This window comes from Saccharopolyspora sp. NPDC002578, from assembly GCF_053592695.1.
Genome location: NZ_JBSFWJ010000030.1, coordinates 39,947 through 53,498, shown reverse-complemented (window position 1 = coordinate 53,498; position 13,552 = coordinate 39,947). Strand labels below are relative to the sequence as shown.

General features: G+C 62.9%; 13 protein-coding genes. 7 read left to right on the top strand and 6 right to left on the bottom strand.

All coding sequences use genetic code 11. The features are described from left to right. Positions 1 to 425: 425 nt before the first annotated feature. The 3 genes from ACWD38_RS16260 (at position 426) to ACWD38_RS16250 (ending at position 1,351) form a co-directional block, all read left to right on the top strand. Complete coding sequence (locus ACWD38_RS16260) at positions 426 to 617, top strand: MerR family DNA-binding transcriptional regulator (RefSeq protein WP_343071156.1); 192 nt, start codon at positions 426 to 428, stop codon at positions 615 to 617. Positions 618 to 683: 66 nt separating this feature from the next. Continuing rightward, positions 684 to 923: a hypothetical protein gene (locus tag ACWD38_RS16255; protein ID WP_184476200.1), complete on the top strand. Its 240-nt coding sequence runs from the start codon at positions 684 to 686 to the stop codon at positions 921 to 923. Next, a complete protein-coding gene (locus tag ACWD38_RS16250) occupies positions 920 to 1,351 on the top strand; it encodes a hypothetical protein (protein WP_221315666.1) in 432 nt (143 codons plus the stop codon). Before ACWD38_RS16255 ends, ACWD38_RS16250 begins: the two co-directional genes overlap by 4 nt. A gap of 41 nt (positions 1,352 to 1,392) precedes the next feature. Here the strand turns inward: ACWD38_RS16250 and ACWD38_RS16245 are convergent, their stop codons facing one another. Together ACWD38_RS16245 and ACWD38_RS16240 are read right to left on the bottom strand one after the other, a co-directional pair. Further along, the gene (locus ACWD38_RS16245) at positions 1,393 to 2,790 is read right to left on the bottom strand and encodes a pentapeptide repeat-containing protein (protein WP_184476203.1); all 1,398 of its coding nucleotides are present in this window, start codon (positions 2,788 to 2,790) and stop codon (positions 1,393 to 1,395) included. Positions 2,791 to 3,812: 1,022 nt separating this feature from the next. Then, positions 3,813 to 4,235 carry a hypothetical protein gene (locus ACWD38_RS16240; protein WP_184476206.1) on the bottom strand — a complete coding sequence of 141 codons (423 nt, stop codon included), beginning with the start codon at positions 4,233 to 4,235 and terminating at the stop codon, positions 3,813 to 3,815. Positions 4,236 to 5,143: 908 nt separating this feature from the next. On the opposite strand from ACWD38_RS16240, the gene ACWD38_RS16235 reads away from it, so the two are divergent. Then, positions 5,144 to 7,300: an NACHT domain-containing protein gene (locus tag ACWD38_RS16235; protein ID WP_450124360.1), complete on the top strand. Its 2,157-nt coding sequence runs from the start codon at positions 5,144 to 5,146 to the stop codon at positions 7,298 to 7,300. 738 nt (positions 7,301 to 8,038) lie between these two features. Here ACWD38_RS16235 and ACWD38_RS16230 read toward each other — a convergent pair. Further along, the gene (locus ACWD38_RS16230; RefSeq protein WP_184476214.1) at positions 8,039 to 8,530 is read right to left on the bottom strand and encodes a peptidylprolyl isomerase; all 492 of its coding nucleotides are present in this window, start codon (positions 8,528 to 8,530) and stop codon (positions 8,039 to 8,041) included. A 335-nt stretch (positions 8,531 to 8,865) separates the two neighbouring features. After that, the gene (locus tag ACWD38_RS16225; protein WP_450124359.1) at positions 8,866 to 9,690 is read right to left on the bottom strand and encodes an SAM-dependent methyltransferase; all 825 of its coding nucleotides are present in this window, start codon (positions 9,688 to 9,690) and stop codon (positions 8,866 to 8,868) included. 136 nt (positions 9,691 to 9,826) lie between these two features. On the opposite strand from ACWD38_RS16225, the gene pip reads away from it, so the two are divergent. Beyond that, positions 9,827 to 10,768 (top strand): prolyl aminopeptidase, encoded by a 942-nt coding sequence (pip, locus tag ACWD38_RS16220; protein WP_450124358.1) that lies wholly within the window; start codon positions 9,827 to 9,829, stop codon positions 10,766 to 10,768. Here the strand turns inward: pip and ACWD38_RS16215 are convergent, their stop codons facing one another. Next, a complete protein-coding gene (locus ACWD38_RS16215) occupies positions 10,769 to 11,059 on the bottom strand; it encodes a hypothetical protein (RefSeq protein ID WP_343071158.1) in 291 nt (96 codons plus the stop codon). It lies immediately after the preceding gene. A 179-nt stretch (positions 11,060 to 11,238) separates the two neighbouring features. On the opposite strand from ACWD38_RS16215, the gene ACWD38_RS16210 reads away from it, so the two are divergent. After that, on the top strand, positions 11,239 to 11,649 hold the full coding sequence (locus tag ACWD38_RS16210; RefSeq protein ID WP_450124357.1) for a VOC family protein: 411 nt from the start codon (positions 11,239 to 11,241) through the stop codon (positions 11,647 to 11,649). A gap of 79 nt (positions 11,650 to 11,728) precedes the next feature. Here the strand turns inward: ACWD38_RS16210 and ACWD38_RS16205 are convergent, their stop codons facing one another. Further along, positions 11,729 to 12,160: a TIGR03668 family PPOX class F420-dependent oxidoreductase gene (locus ACWD38_RS16205; protein WP_450124356.1), complete on the bottom strand. Its 432-nt coding sequence runs from the start codon at positions 12,158 to 12,160 to the stop codon at positions 11,729 to 11,731. A gap of 28 nt (positions 12,161 to 12,188) precedes the next feature. Between ACWD38_RS16205 and ACWD38_RS16200 the strand changes: the two genes are divergently transcribed. Continuing rightward, the gene (locus tag ACWD38_RS16200) at positions 12,189 to 13,226 is read left to right on the top strand and encodes an alpha/beta hydrolase (protein WP_343071159.1); all 1,038 of its coding nucleotides are present in this window, start codon (positions 12,189 to 12,191) and stop codon (positions 13,224 to 13,226) included. The last annotated feature ends 326 nt before the right edge of the window (positions 13,227 to 13,552 follow it).

Genomic DNA, 13,552 nt, shown 5'->3' with positions numbered 1-13,552 from the left:
CTGCCCAAGACGCGCTCGGCATAGGGCTTCTCATGGCGCCCTGAGATCACCGGAGAGCTAGTTTCCCGGTCGGCGGGGGATGACGGGAGGGGCACAAGCAGCCTCACGCTCGCGGCGCTCGGCCATGCACCACTCCTGAAAGTCCTCATAAGTCGGGAACCGCCCCACCTGAATCCGCCGCAACGGCTCAGCTTCCCGAAGCTCCCCGGTCAGTCGCCGGACGTACTCCGTCCCGCCGTAGACCTGAACCTCCCGGCCGTGCGGCCACACGTACATCCACCCGCCGACCCCAACCACCCACGTACTGCGATCCACCAGCCACCCCCAAAACGGACATTGAGGCCAAGTAGGCCAACTGTAAGGCCAATGAGGCCATGCAGGCCAGAGAGGCAGCAGAGGACACGCCGCAGCCATACGTTCAGCACGTGACCAAGCGGCTGCTGTCCTCCGGCGAGCTGGCGAAGGAGCTAGGAATCTCCCGCCGCTCCATCAGCCGCTACGCCGACGAAGGTTTGATCTCGGTCGCGCTCGTGACTCCTGGGGGTCGCTACAAGTTTGATCTCGACGTTGTCCGCGCAGAACTTCGCAAGGCTGCGCAAGGGCGAGGCCACGCTTAGGAAGTCGCGGCACGCTTAGTGGTGCCACCCTGTCGCTTTCGGTAGCGTTCGGAATACACTGCGTGCATGGATATCGGCGTGGTCGTTGATCTTGCGGCAGGCACTGTTGCCCCTTTGTCCAGCGTGGTCGCGCTGCTGGTTGCCGCAAGCGCGACATTCGCAGCGAGATGGACGCCGAAAAATCCCGCCGAATCACGAGACGACGTCGGTTTGGTCGAAATCGATGTTGATGATCCGCGCCAGGCTGAGGAGTTTGTAAAGGGCTACTTGCAGCGCCATCCTGTGAATCGGGGTTCGGCGAAATGACTCAAGGCGTAAGTGGTTCGCAAATCGAGCAGAATGCGACAACCGCCCCTAAAGGGAAATACAATTCTTTTCCTGCTGCGGGAGTCGGGGGGTTTGGTAGCGGATCGGCGGTAGTTTCGTTGGCCCATTATATTGGCCTGCAAACCATGCTTGGGCAGGTTCTTGTTCTCCTGACGCCAGTCGTTACTGTGCTCGGAAGCTCGGCATTTTTTCAGCTAAAGCTTCGGCTTGAGTGGTACAATGAACGATCTCAAGTAAAGCGGGCGCGAAAAACTTTGGAGGATCAGCTAAACTATCCGCACACTTCGGCATCCCACAAGCGCGAAATACAAAAGCTTCTCGAAAAGTTGGATCACTCTGAGGCTGAGAATGAATTTGCGCGAATCAAAGCGACAGGAAATGCTGGAGTTCGACGACTGTTGGATTGAGTCCGAGCGTTGGCCGGCGCTGATCGGCGTCGGAACAGTGATCAATTCTCGACCCCTCTTGGTATCATAGCCATGAGAACTCTTTCGTAGTTATCTTCTATTTCGTTATCCACTAGTTGTGCCTCCCAGTTGGGAATTGAGCTCCACACTTCCCCTGTTGTTCTTGCGAACGCATATGAATCATGGAAATGCGCAAGCGAATGAAAGCGACAGCTGCCAAACCATGCCTCCCTGGGGATCTCCGAAGGATGCGCCGCTTTCGCGTCTAGAAACTGAGCTTGATCAAACGATGCATCCTTGTAAAAATCAACATGGGCAAATTTTGCACCCTCGCCGAAGTAGGCATTTCGAAATGATGCGTCGCCATGAAATGATGCCGATCGAAATATAGCCATCTCATTGAAAGTGGCGTCCCCGAAGTTTGCTCCATCAAAGAATTCGACGCTGGAAAAGTTGACGCCGTCGAATACCGTGCCAGTGGACCAAAGTTCACCTTCAAAGCTGGCCCCCTTAAATGTTACCCCTCCGAAAAATCGTGACTCATCAAATGACGCCTCTCCTTTGAAGCGAGATCCAACAAAGTACGTGCCGCCGACGAAACGGGTTTCCCTGAACTGTGCAGATCGAACACAACATTGATCCATCGACCACTGAAACAATGTAGCCTCAGACAAGTCGAGGTCAATGTCTTCCCAGAATTGGTTTCCTGAGTCTTTATCTTGCCGACTTGGCCGGATGTGCGAGCCAATCAGGCGCTGCACTGTCTGCCGCACCTGGATTTCTTGAATAGCTTCCTCGTCCTGGATTGCCAGTTCCGGCTTCGGCTGACGGCTCACGAAAGCAGCTAACCCTGGACTTTCCGTTTCAAAATACTGACCATCGAGTTCGAATATGCTCACCCGGGGGCGGATTTCCCTCTTGCGTTTCTCTTCAAGGTTTTCTATCGGACTGGTATCTCTTTCGAAGTTACTTGGAGAGAATGGCATTCGTAAATATGAACACATTAAGTCAACGATTGTCTGTCGGTGAATTGGATTCGCTTGTCCCAGTCTCTCTAGTGCATATAGACCCGCCATCCGAACCGGGGCCTTGTCTGATCCAAGTTGTTCAGCGGCGGCAGCGTAGAGCTCGGTGACCCGGCGCTCTGTGGCGTCATGTTCGGTGGCGACTGCGGTCCGGGCTTTCTGGGCGAGGTCAAGCTCCGTCGTGCGTTGTCGACGTGCGGCTAAAAACAGGGCAACGGCTCCACCTGTGCCGACAACGATGCTTCCGGCTAGCTTGATGATCTCTAGCTGGATCTTGTCTTGCGCACTGCCGCCGCCGTAGAGGCTGAGAAGTAGCCAGACCGCGAGTGTCCCGACTACTAGCAAGACGGCAGCGCCAGCCCAGATCGACCAAGCAGGCATCACGGGCACGTGCTCGGGTTCGTCGTCCGTCACACGGCCGCGCTTCCGTAGGAAACTGAACATAAGTGGGAGCGTGCCAGACGATCACTAACCGCGGGCCATATTTTCACCGATCTAGTTCTGAGCTTTCGCTTGGCCTGCCGCTCAGCAGGGCTGCCCGGCATCGCGGGTTAGCCCGATGGTGCCGGTTGCGCTTACGGTTGCATTCGTTGGAGTTCGTCCGCGCTCGCGTCTGTGGGAGAAGTATCGCTCGTCAGTCACAACGACCACCGTGAACGTTATCGAACAGGACAGAGCTCGAAAGCGAGAGCCCGGAGGCTTGGCTGGGTAGTGTTAGTGCGGACGCATGATGGAGCGTCTGGTCAGTCGTTGGCCACATTGATCGATGCCACGAAGTTTTCGCACTTCAGAGCTCTGTGGGCGGTACTCTGTAAATAAGCCGCGGAAGCTTCGGAGATTCGAATCCTCGGCCCTGGTACACCCGGCGACGTGGGGAACGATTGTGCAGAGGCGGAGGACGACAGGCTAGGCCCACAGTCAGTCTCAGTTCTAGTCTCATCTGCTCGAATACGGGACCGTTCAGGCATGATCCCTGGCCAGCCTTTACGGACGTGCTGAACGGCCCCGCGCCAACCCGAGCCCGCGAAAGCGAGCGCCCTGAAAGGGGTGATGTCACATTATCTTCTTGCGAAAAAATGGATCCCGGCAGGTAGTCCCGCCGGGATCCATGGTGCTTAGTCGCCAGTTGGGATCGCGCACTGAATCGTGAGAGCTGCGCAGGTTTTTCTGCTGATCAAACTGGGCGACTGAAAATAAGCTTTCCTGTCCCGTACTGCACTGGCGCTACGAGATAGCAAGCCATGAACATTGCGGACGTTCCGCTCGTGAGGCCCACGACGAGAGCAACGATCGGACATATCACCGATACTACGGTGAGCCATGCCTTTTCGGGCCTGGTGGGAGTGCTCGTCCGTTCCAGTACAAGCATGTGCGTAACCAGGGCCAGGATCGAGCTCAAGGTGAATATGCCCAAGATTAGTGAATTCATGGGATTCTCAGTCGTGATCCGTCGGGCATTTCCAGTAATATCCCTGTGTGCTCGCGCTATCTGTGCCGGGGTCCTCGTTGTGTACCTTCACGCATCCCAAGGACTCCATTTTCTGGTCGCTGGTCATGTTGGCGAATCGGCGGATCTCACTTTGCAGGTATGCTCGATCCTCGGGGCTAAGATTCTTTTCTGCTTCTTTGGCCTCTTGGAGTGCACACCCGGCGGAAACGGCCACGCCGACCCAGCCCGCCGCGCGAGCTGCCACCGCTCGTGCCATAGAAGCGGCGCTCAGGCCGAAGCCCGTCAGGGAACTGCAAATCATAGGGTCGTAACTGGCTGGCTGCACGTCAGGAATGACGCTTTCTGGTGTTGCAGCTTTTTCCGTATCGCTCAACCTAGCCCCCTGGGCTGCAATGCTGTTTTGGTTCATTAATTCCAGTATCCGATTCAACGCGATACCGTGCCGTATCGTGCCAGTTGTCATCGTCCAGTTGGCAGCGATGGTTAAGTGTCACCCGAACGGAGTACGAGGGGCGCGTTCTGAGTGCTTAGCTGGGCGTTCACGTCCTCACGGATGTGGGCTGCGGGCCAAGCTCGTGTGGTAGTGGGCCGTTACAGCCTCGGCCTCGTGTACGTGCTGTTCAAGGACTTGCGCCCATGCCAGCCTACTGACACCGCCGTCGTCGATCTGCAAGACAGTAGGTCGGCGGCCCGCTGTATCGGGAACGCAGACCTCACCGTCCGGTTGCAGCGAGCCCCAAGAAGCAGGTTTAACGTGCGCTGTGCCAAATCTGTGCCCAGATTCGAGCTAGAGCCAGCATCTTTGCAGTTCAGCGCCCCGCGTCGCGTGGTCTGTAAATCAGCCGCGCAAGCTTCGGAGGTTCGAATCCTCCACCTGGCACACCAGCCACAACGGCCCGGTGACCTGCGAAGACAGGGTCACCGGGCCGTTTTGTGTTGTCCGGTCATGTCCGGCTGACTACGGCCGTTGACGGGTGTCTGTGCCATATACGTGCCACAGTTTGTGAGCGGGTCTTAGGTCGCGCTGCCGATCTCTGCCATCCGGCCATCGGCTTGAGCAGCCGCGTCTCGTCGAAGCCCTACCGGAGACCACGGTCGTCCAAGCGGTCAGCGGCACTGTGCAGTTGGAAACACCGCAGTGTGCGACGACGATGCCCTTGCCAAGTTCGTTCGACGAACATGACCGCCCGACATAAGTCGGGAGGCCAGGGCAGGCGGTACCGAAGGAGGCTCGGCGATTTCGGAGGTTGTCGTCTCCTGGCGTGGACTCGGCTGCCGTAGACCGCGGCGCGTATGTGGTGCGGCACAATTGGCGAGGTGGTGAGTCACAACGAGGTGTGGGCCAGCGTCGCCGGAAATGTTTTCCAGGCTGGTGCAGTGCATGGTGATGTCGTCATGCTCCCCCGCGAACATCGCCAGGGCGTCGATGCGTTGCAAGCAGAGCTCATTCGGCATCTCGCAGGCGAGGTGCGAACGCAGAGTGCCCAAGAGCTGCGCCAGTGGGGAATCCGTGACAGGGATGCGTTGTCCGTGCGCTGGCACACTGCTACGGAGGACTTGCTCGATCATTGGGAGAACATTCACGGTAGTTCCGAGGTGCTGTCGCTGGCGGGGCATTTCACCGCGATCCGAACTACGTACAAGGCTATTCAGTCGAAGCGGCTGGTGATCTTGGGTGGTGCAGGTACAGGCAAGACGGTTCTTGCGCACCGCCTTATTCTAGACCTGATCGGGGACGCCGATCCGGTGCCGGTGTTGTTCAGTCTCAGTGAATGGAATCCTGCCACCGGGTTGTCGCGTTGGATCGGGCAGCAGCTCGCACGTGATTTCTCGTTTTTGGGCGCCAGTGAAATCATTACCGGAAAGCGACAAGCGGATCTTCTCGTCGAGCGCGGTCTAATTCTGCCTGTTCTAGACGGGTTCGACGAGCTTCCCGAGCAGCACCGTCGTGCCGCGATTGGCGAGATCAGCAGGTTCGATGTGCCACTGATCCTCACGAGTCGGCCGGACGAGTACGCACGGGCTACCCGTGGAGTTAAGGCCATTGGCGGCGCTGCGGCCATCGAACTTGAGAACCTCTCCCTTGAAGATGCTCACCATTACTTGCGCCGCAGGGTCAGTAGAACCCGCAGCGTGGAATGGGACGCGGTGTTCGACCACCTGCGCACACAACCTGACGACACGGCGAGCCGGAACCTTGCCCGCGTGTTGACTACGCCTTTAATGGTCACTCTTGCTGAGACCGTCCACGGCAATTCACGAGATCATCGCCCTCCCGCTCTGTTAGATTCTCTGCAGTTTCCCAGCAGTGAATCTATCGAAGACCATCTTTTAGGCGCTTACCTCGACGCCGTTTACGAACGCCGTACGCGCGGGGGTGATGCAGAAGGCCTGAGTCCGGGGTCGTACCGAGCCCGTCGCTGGCTCGGATACCTTGCCAACCACCTCGAAGACCGCAACGCTCACGACCTCGACTGGTGGCGCCTACCTGTCACTCTCCGCCGGTCCACCCGAATCCTTGTCACCTCTGCCGGGTTGGCCCTCGTGCTCGGAATGATCGGGCACGGCGTGTACTGGAGTGGGTACGCAATGCTCGCGATGTTCGGAAGTGACGTGTTCAGCAAGGGCATGTTCGGAGAGGTGGCTGGTTTTGCGCTTAGTGCTTCCGGATATGCATTCGGGCTCACGTTCTGGATCACTGGTGGGCTCGCGACTGGAATGGCGGTCGGGCTTGTAAATGAGTCAAAATTTGTTCGTGGTCGTCTAGGTCGGGAGCCGGAAAGACTGCGCCTGTTTGCGCGTAGGCAAGGTCGTGCTCAACGTTCCTGGCTGACAAGGGTTAAGAATTTTTTCTCCGAATCCGCTGGCGGATTCGTGGTAGCCATTGCTATTGGAATTATGGTCGAGTCGGGGGGCGGGTTAGCGGCCACTCCTTTGCATAGGATTTCGGTTGGGGTGTTTGGTGGGATTGCGGATGGGATTGCAAGTAGTTCGATATACGCGTTTTTGGTCGGGCTCGGTTGCGGAGTCATCCTCGGTCTAGTGTATGGACTGGTGAATGTTGTCGTGACCGCTCTTGGAGACCCCTTCGGCCCTGATGCCACCACTCCTTGGGTTCTTTTGGCTCGTGACCGTGTGGTCACGCTCGTCCGAACAGTAACCGTTGTTCTTGTTGTAGGGCTTGTGGTTGGATTCATGTACGGATCAATCGTGGTCGATTTTGAGGAAGGCTTCGAAGTTGGCATCGGGATAGCCATCCTAAGTGGACTGGCCAGGATCGCCCTCTCGGCGTGGGGTATCTGGTTGCTGTTCGTGCGCTTGTGGTTGCCCTTGACAGGGCGATTGCCGTGGCGTCCGAAGCTTTTCCTCGAAGACGCATATCGGCGTGGGGTGCTGCGCAGAAATGGTGCGTCTTATCAATTCCGTCATGCGCGGATTCGGGACCATCTGCGGGGTGGTCGGGGTGTTGAGTAAATCTGTCAGTGGTTAAATTTATGCCGACCTGGCGCGTTGGGCTTGGCTCCACGAATTTAGCCCGCACTTGCAGCGCACAATGATCGTCCGATAGGAATTCTTCAGGACTTGTGGTGATACTGCCTTGTCAAGAATATGTTTGGTGGAGAAGCAAGTTTCCACGCCTTCTAGGTTGTCATCGTGAACGGTCCGTATTTCGAGGTGCTCGTGGAACACATATTGTCACGGTTGTTGGTAGCTGCGGCAGTCGTCATGGCACTGGCGCTGGTCGCCTTGCTGTCGGCGACCACTTCGTCGCCCTTGCTTCCGGAGCTTGTCTTGTGGGGGCTTGCAATCCTTGCCGTGCTCTTGTTGGGCGCAAGTCTGATCGAGCTAGGAAGGCGGAAGCGACGTGGACGGGCGTGATGTGCGCGGTCACGCCCGCTGCTGGAACTACCGCGGACGCCCCGATTGGCGCTCAGTTCGGTCTCGTTGAGAGAGGAGCGCGGCTGTTCGACGCGGTTCGCTGGGCGGCGCTGTGAATCAGCGGCGCACGTTTCGGAGGTTCGAATCCTACGTCAGCCACAAGGGGCCGGTGAACTGCAAGAACATGTTCATCGGGCGTTGTGCGTTGTGCTCAGGTCGGCTCGGGTTGACGGGGTTCCGTGCTGAAGCCGCAGACCAGTCCCCGAGCGGGTCTCGGCCCGGTGTCGGGCCGAGACCGGCGGGGCGCGCGGTTGCTCGCGCGTCGGTGCGGGATCAGAGGACGCCGGACTCGGCGATCTTGATGTCGGCCTGGGGGGTGCCGCTCTGCGAACCCAGCTTCTCGATCTTCGTCACGAGGTCCAGGCCGTCGACGACCTCGCCGAAGACGACGTGCTTGCCGTCCAGCCAGGTGGTGGCGATGGTGGTGATGAAGAACTGGGAGCCGTTGGTGTTCTTGCCCGCGTTGGCCATGGACAGCTGGCCGGGCTTGGTGTGCTTGATGCTGAAGTTCTCGTCGTCGAACTTGCCGCCCCAGATGCTCTTGCCGCCGGTGCCGTTGCCCGCCGTGAAGTCACCGCCCTGCAGCATGAACTGGGGGATGACGCGGTGGAAGCCGGAGCCCTGGTAGCCGAAGCCGTGCTGGCCGGTCGCCAGTTCGCGGAAGTTCTGCGCCGTCTTGGGGACGGTGTCGTCGAACAGCTGGAAGGTGATTCGGCCGGCCTGCTCGCCGTTGATCGTGATGTCGAAGTAGACGTTGTTTCCCATGCCGCCGATCTTTTCACACGGGCAATTCCGTCCGGCACCAAGTGCGGTTGCTTCGAGCTGCTCTCACTGGTAGGCGTCGCGAGGCGGCGCCGGTCGTGCAGCAGGTCGCGACCCGCTCGCGCGCCGCCGCGACCTCGGTCTCCGCGGACGGTCGACCCTCGAACACGGTGCCGTGCCGCGGTGGCAGGTGGCGGCGAGCTCCCTTGCTCGTGCCTTGGCTGGATCCGAGTGCCGAATGCGGAGGAAATGGTGTTCCGACTAGTGCGGTGGCCCTATTTCGCGGCGTTTTCGTGGCGCTCGAAAATGCGGGGTTTCCGTGAATCGCGGGGCCGGGCTCAGGGGAGGATGCCGAATGCGGCCCAGGTGTTGGCGACGGGTTCGGAGGCGTCGGGGTCGACGTCGGGGCGCCACGCGGTGACGCGGACCGGGCCGGGTTCGAGGACCTCGTAGCCCGTGAGCAGCGCGGGCGCCGCGGAAAGCGGCCGGGGGATCACCGGCGTGGAGGTGCGCTGGTAGATGGCCAGACCGCGGTCGACGGTGGCGGGGGCGAGGTTCTCGATCGTGGTGTGCGACAGCGCGAGCACGCTCCCGGAGACGCAGGCGTCGCGGTAGGTCGCGAGGATCGCCGCCGGGTCCTGCTCGTCGCGCACGAAGTGCAGCACGCTGATCGCGAGCACGGCGACGGGCCGGGTGAAGTCCAGCAGCTCGGTCACGCCCGGCGCGGTGAGCACCGTCCGAGGGGCGGTCAGATCGGCTTGGGTGACCGAGACCCGGGGCTCGTCGCGCAGCAGGCGGCGGGCGTGGGCGACGGCGATCGGTTCGCGGTCCACGTAGGCGATCCGCGCGGTCGGGTCGATCTGGTGCGCGATCTCGTGCACGTTGCCCACGGTGGGGACGCCGGAGCCGAGGTCGAGGAACTGGTTCACGCCGAGGTCCAGGCACAGCCGCACCGCGCGGCCGAGGAACGCCCGGTTCGCACGTGCCGTGGTGGCCACGCTGGGCAGCGTCGCGATCTGCTCCTCCGCGGCTGCGCGGTCCACCGCGAAGTTCGCCGAACCGCCCAGGTAGTAGTCGTACATCCGGGCCGCGTTGGGGCCGTTCGTGTCCGGGTCGCCGGTGAGGCCTGCCAGATCCATGTGCGACTGCCGTTCCGGGCTCACCGGAACCTCCTCTTCTCAGATGTCGAGCACTCGAAGTATGCGGGGTGCGGGGCTGCGAACGACAGTGCGAATTCCGCCCTGATCGGCCGCTGCCGCGGTCCGGGCGCTCTCGGTAGCGTCCGTGCCGGGAGGGACCATGTACCCCGAGATCGAACCCCACGCGAGCGGACGGCTCGACGTCGGTGACGGCCACTCCGTGCACTGGGAGTGCTGCGGGAATCCGGATGGGAAACCGGTCGTGGTGCTGCACGGCGGACCCGGGTCGGGGTGCACGCCGGGGTGGCGGCGCTACTTCGATCCGGACGCCTACCGGATCGTGCTGTTCGACCAGCGCGGCTGCGGGCGCAGCACGCCGCTCGCCGGCGAACCGGGCGCCGACCTGGCCACGAACACCACGCACCACCTGCTCGCGGACGTCGAACTGCTGCGGGACCACCTCGGTGTCGAGCGCTGGATGGTGTTCGGCGGCTCGTGGGGCTCGACGCTCGGCTTGGCGTACGCGCAGCGGAACCCGGAGCGCGTCACAGAACTGGTGCTGTTCAGCGTCTGCACGACGACCCACCGCGAGGTCGAATGGATCACGCAGGACATGGCGCGCGTGTTCCCCGAGCAGTGGGACCGGTTCCGCGCCGGAGTTCCCGAGGCGGAGCGGGACGGGCGGCTCGTCGACGCCTACGACCGGTTGCTGCACGCCCCGGACCCGGCGGTGCGGGCGCGGGCCGCGCGGGACTGGTGCCGGTGGGAGGAGGCGCACGTCGAGGTGGGGCACGCGCGTCCGGATTCCCGCTACGACGACCCGGACTTCCGGATGACGTTCGCGCGGCTGGTCACGCACTACTGGCGGCACGGCGCGTGGTTCGAGGACGGCGAACTGCTGCGGGGCGCGCAGCGGCTCGCCGGAATCCCGGGGGTGCTGGTGCACGGGAGGCGGGACGTCAGCAGTCCTCCGGACATCGCCTGGCGGCTGGCGCGGGCCTGGCCGGACGCGGATCTGCGGCTCATCGACGACGCCGGGCACGGCGGTGGCGCGGTGGCGGCGGAGCTGGTCGCGGTCACCGACCGCTTCGCCGCGGGGTGATCAACCCCGGTAGATCAGGACGTCCGCCTGGGCGAGTCCGTCCCGCACCGCGGTCCGCTCGGCTTCCGGGAGCCCGTCGACGAACTCGGGTCCGGCGGCTTTCACCAGCACCATCAGCTTCTTCGCGATCCCGCGGGCCTGGGTGAGCCGGACCTGCGAGCCCTCCAGCGCCGCCCGCGAGTCGGTGATCAGCCGCCGGTAGCGGTGGTTGAGCTCGGCCCGCGCGTCCACGACGTCCAACGCGACCGCCAAGCGGGACAGCTCGTTCGTGGGCACCTGCTCTTCCGACACGTGCGGCAGCTTACGAGGCCGTTCGGAACGGGTCGCGCCTCCGGTGCCCGCGTGACGTCACTCGAAGGGCGTCGGAGCAGCACCTTCCCGAACGACTATGAGGGCGTGAGGCGACCGCAGGCGCAACCGGATCCCGCGGCAGCGCTAGCTCGGTCGGTACGACGAGGAGACGTGCGGCTGTGGGCGCGAGAGGTGCTGGGCAGACTCGGCCCGCACCACCAGGCGGCACTGACCTTGCGCGAGCGCCGGAACCTCCACGGGAATCGCGGCACGGCGACATCGACTACCTCACCATCGCCACACCGGACTCGGCGCGCGCGAAGGCGTTCTACGGCGCCGTGCTCGGGTGGCGGTTCGCGGCGGGCGGCGTCGCGGACGGCTGGCAGATCGAGGGCGTGCGGCCCATGGCCGGATTGCACGGCGGGCAGCCCCACGACGTGCACTTGTGCTTCCGAGTCGACGATCTCGACGCGGCTCTCGACCGGGTGCGGGAACACGGTGGTGAGGCGGGTGAAGCGCAGGACATGCCGTACGGGCGCCTCGCCACGTGCGCGGACGACCAGGGCCACCGCTTCTACTTGCTGGGGTGAGGTGGATTCGATGGCGGTCGGACGCACCGGAGGTAGCGAACGGGTGGATTTCGTCGGCCGATCGCAGCGCTCGCTCCGGTTAACCGTGAGAGTGATCACCGCTGGCGCTCCAGCCGCTCCAGCGCCGGACCCGCACGACGATGAGCGTCAGGTGCGGTGGGCGCTGCCGGTACTGCTCGTACTTGGCGGCGAGCGCCTCGACCGACTCCGGGTGCGACGCGGCCGGGGCGAGCTCGGCGATGCCGTCCGCGCGCGCCCACCACAACTGCTCCCAATCCTCGGAGTACTCGTCGGCCAGCAACGTGACCTGCGGGTTCTGCTCGATGTTGCGGAGCCGGCGCAAGGACGTGGTCGATTTCGGCTTGTGGTCGACGGCGGTCACCACCACGTCCCCGTCGACCGCGAACGTCACCGGCACGAGGTGCGGCCGAGCACCCGGGTCGGCCGTCGCCAACCGGGCCACTCGCGCCGCGCTGAACCAGTAGCGTGCCTGCTCATGGCTGATGCGCATCGGGTCGGCCACTCCGTATTTTCGAGGTGTGCGAGCAGTTTCCGAACCAGGATCCGACATCGTCGTCGGTCCCACCTACGCGGAGCACCGGCATTGGCTCCGCTACCAGGAGTACTTCCCGAGCGGACTCAGCTTCGACGGCGACCCGGGTCGCGGTCCGGACGGGGAGCCCGCCGCGTTGACCGGCGACGGCCTCCCGGTGGAGAGCTGGTGGTCCTGGCGCGGCAGACGGGTGCACCTGGATCGGATCCCGCGCCCGCAAGCCCCGGCGAAGCTCATCGCGCTGCACGGCATCGGCGGCTACGGCCGGATGCTGATGCCGTACGGCAGGCTGCCCGCGCTCGCCGATCTGGAGTTCCTCGCGCCCGACCTGCCCGGTTTCGGGCTCACCGCCAGCGGTCTGCGGCAGGTGACCTACGACGGCTGGCTGCGTTGTGTGACCGACCTCGTCGCGGCGGAGCGGCGAACGGATCAGCGCCCCATCGTCCTGATGGGGGTGGGGTCCGCTGGGCGGCTGGCCTACGACGTCGCCGCACGCGCAGGCACCGACGGCTCGATCGCGGGAGTGGTCGCGACCGGGCTCGCGGATCCGCGCCGGGAAGACGTGCGCCGGATGCTGGCGACCACCCCGGAGCTGGGCCGGTGGGTCGGGCTGCTCGGGCTGCTGCCGGGCTCGTTGCCGATGCCGCTGCCACCGGCGTGGGCGCCGGTTCGGTGGTTGGTGAACATCGCCGCGATGTCGAACCACGCCCAGTTCGCGCACGCGATCTGGGCGGACCCGCTGGGCGGCGGGAATTGGATGTCTCTGGGATTCCTGCGCAGTTTCCTGCTCTCCGCCCCGGCGGCGGAACCGGAGGACTACGCGGGGCCACCGGTGCTGCTGGCCCACCCGGCGGAAGATCGCTGGACGCCGCCGCGGTTGTCCCGCGAGTTCTTCGACCGGCTCGGCGCGGCCGGTCGGTTCGCCTCGTTGCACGGGGCCGGACACCTGCCGACGGAGGAGTCGGGGCTGGCCGATCTGGATCGTGCCTTGCGTGATTACGTAGACGAACTAGGTTTGCTGTGAACCGTTGCTCCGATTGACGGAACTGTGATCACTGATCGTGTTCCATGGATACTCTCCGCATGGTCACTGATCGGTTGCTGCGGCCTTTTTCACATCGCGCGGCGCGAGTTCCCGGCGACAACTCGCCATTCGAACCGCCAGGATGGTCGGAGTCGAAGGCGCTGGTCAGTTCGATGTCCGTGCAGGTGGCCAGGTCGCCCATCGCACATCGCGCGCCAGGAAAAAAGATCTTGACGGCGTTCGGCGGGCAACTCGGCCCTGGCCAATCGTGCCCGTCGTGAGTCACGATCGGCTCGGCAATCCGGTGCGACATTCGTGTCGCCGGA

What these genes read in the sequence shown, in the direction of transcription:
- ACWD38_RS16255 (WP_184476200.1), top strand. Translation starts at nt 684, where the DNA reads ATGGATATCGGCGTGGTCGTTGATCTTGCGGCAGGCACTGTTGCCCCT.
- ACWD38_RS16240 (WP_184476206.1), bottom strand. Translation starts at nt 4,235, where the DNA reads ATGAACCAAAACAGCATTGCAGCCCAGGGGGCTAGGTTGAGCGATACG.
- ACWD38_RS16230 (WP_184476214.1), bottom strand. Translation starts at nt 8,530, where the DNA reads ATGGGAAACAACGTCTACTTCGACATCACGATCAACGGCGAGCAGGCC.
- ACWD38_RS16205 (WP_450124356.1), bottom strand. Translation starts at nt 12,160, where the DNA reads ATGCGCATCAGCCATGAGCAGGCACGCTACTGGTTCAGCGCGGCGCGA.
- ACWD38_RS16250 (WP_221315666.1), top strand. Translation starts at nt 920, where the DNA reads ATGACTCAAGGCGTAAGTGGTTCGCAAATCGAGCAGAATGCGACAACC.
- pip (WP_450124358.1), top strand. Translation starts at nt 9,827, where the DNA reads ATGTACCCCGAGATCGAACCCCACGCGAGCGGACGGCTCGACGTCGGT.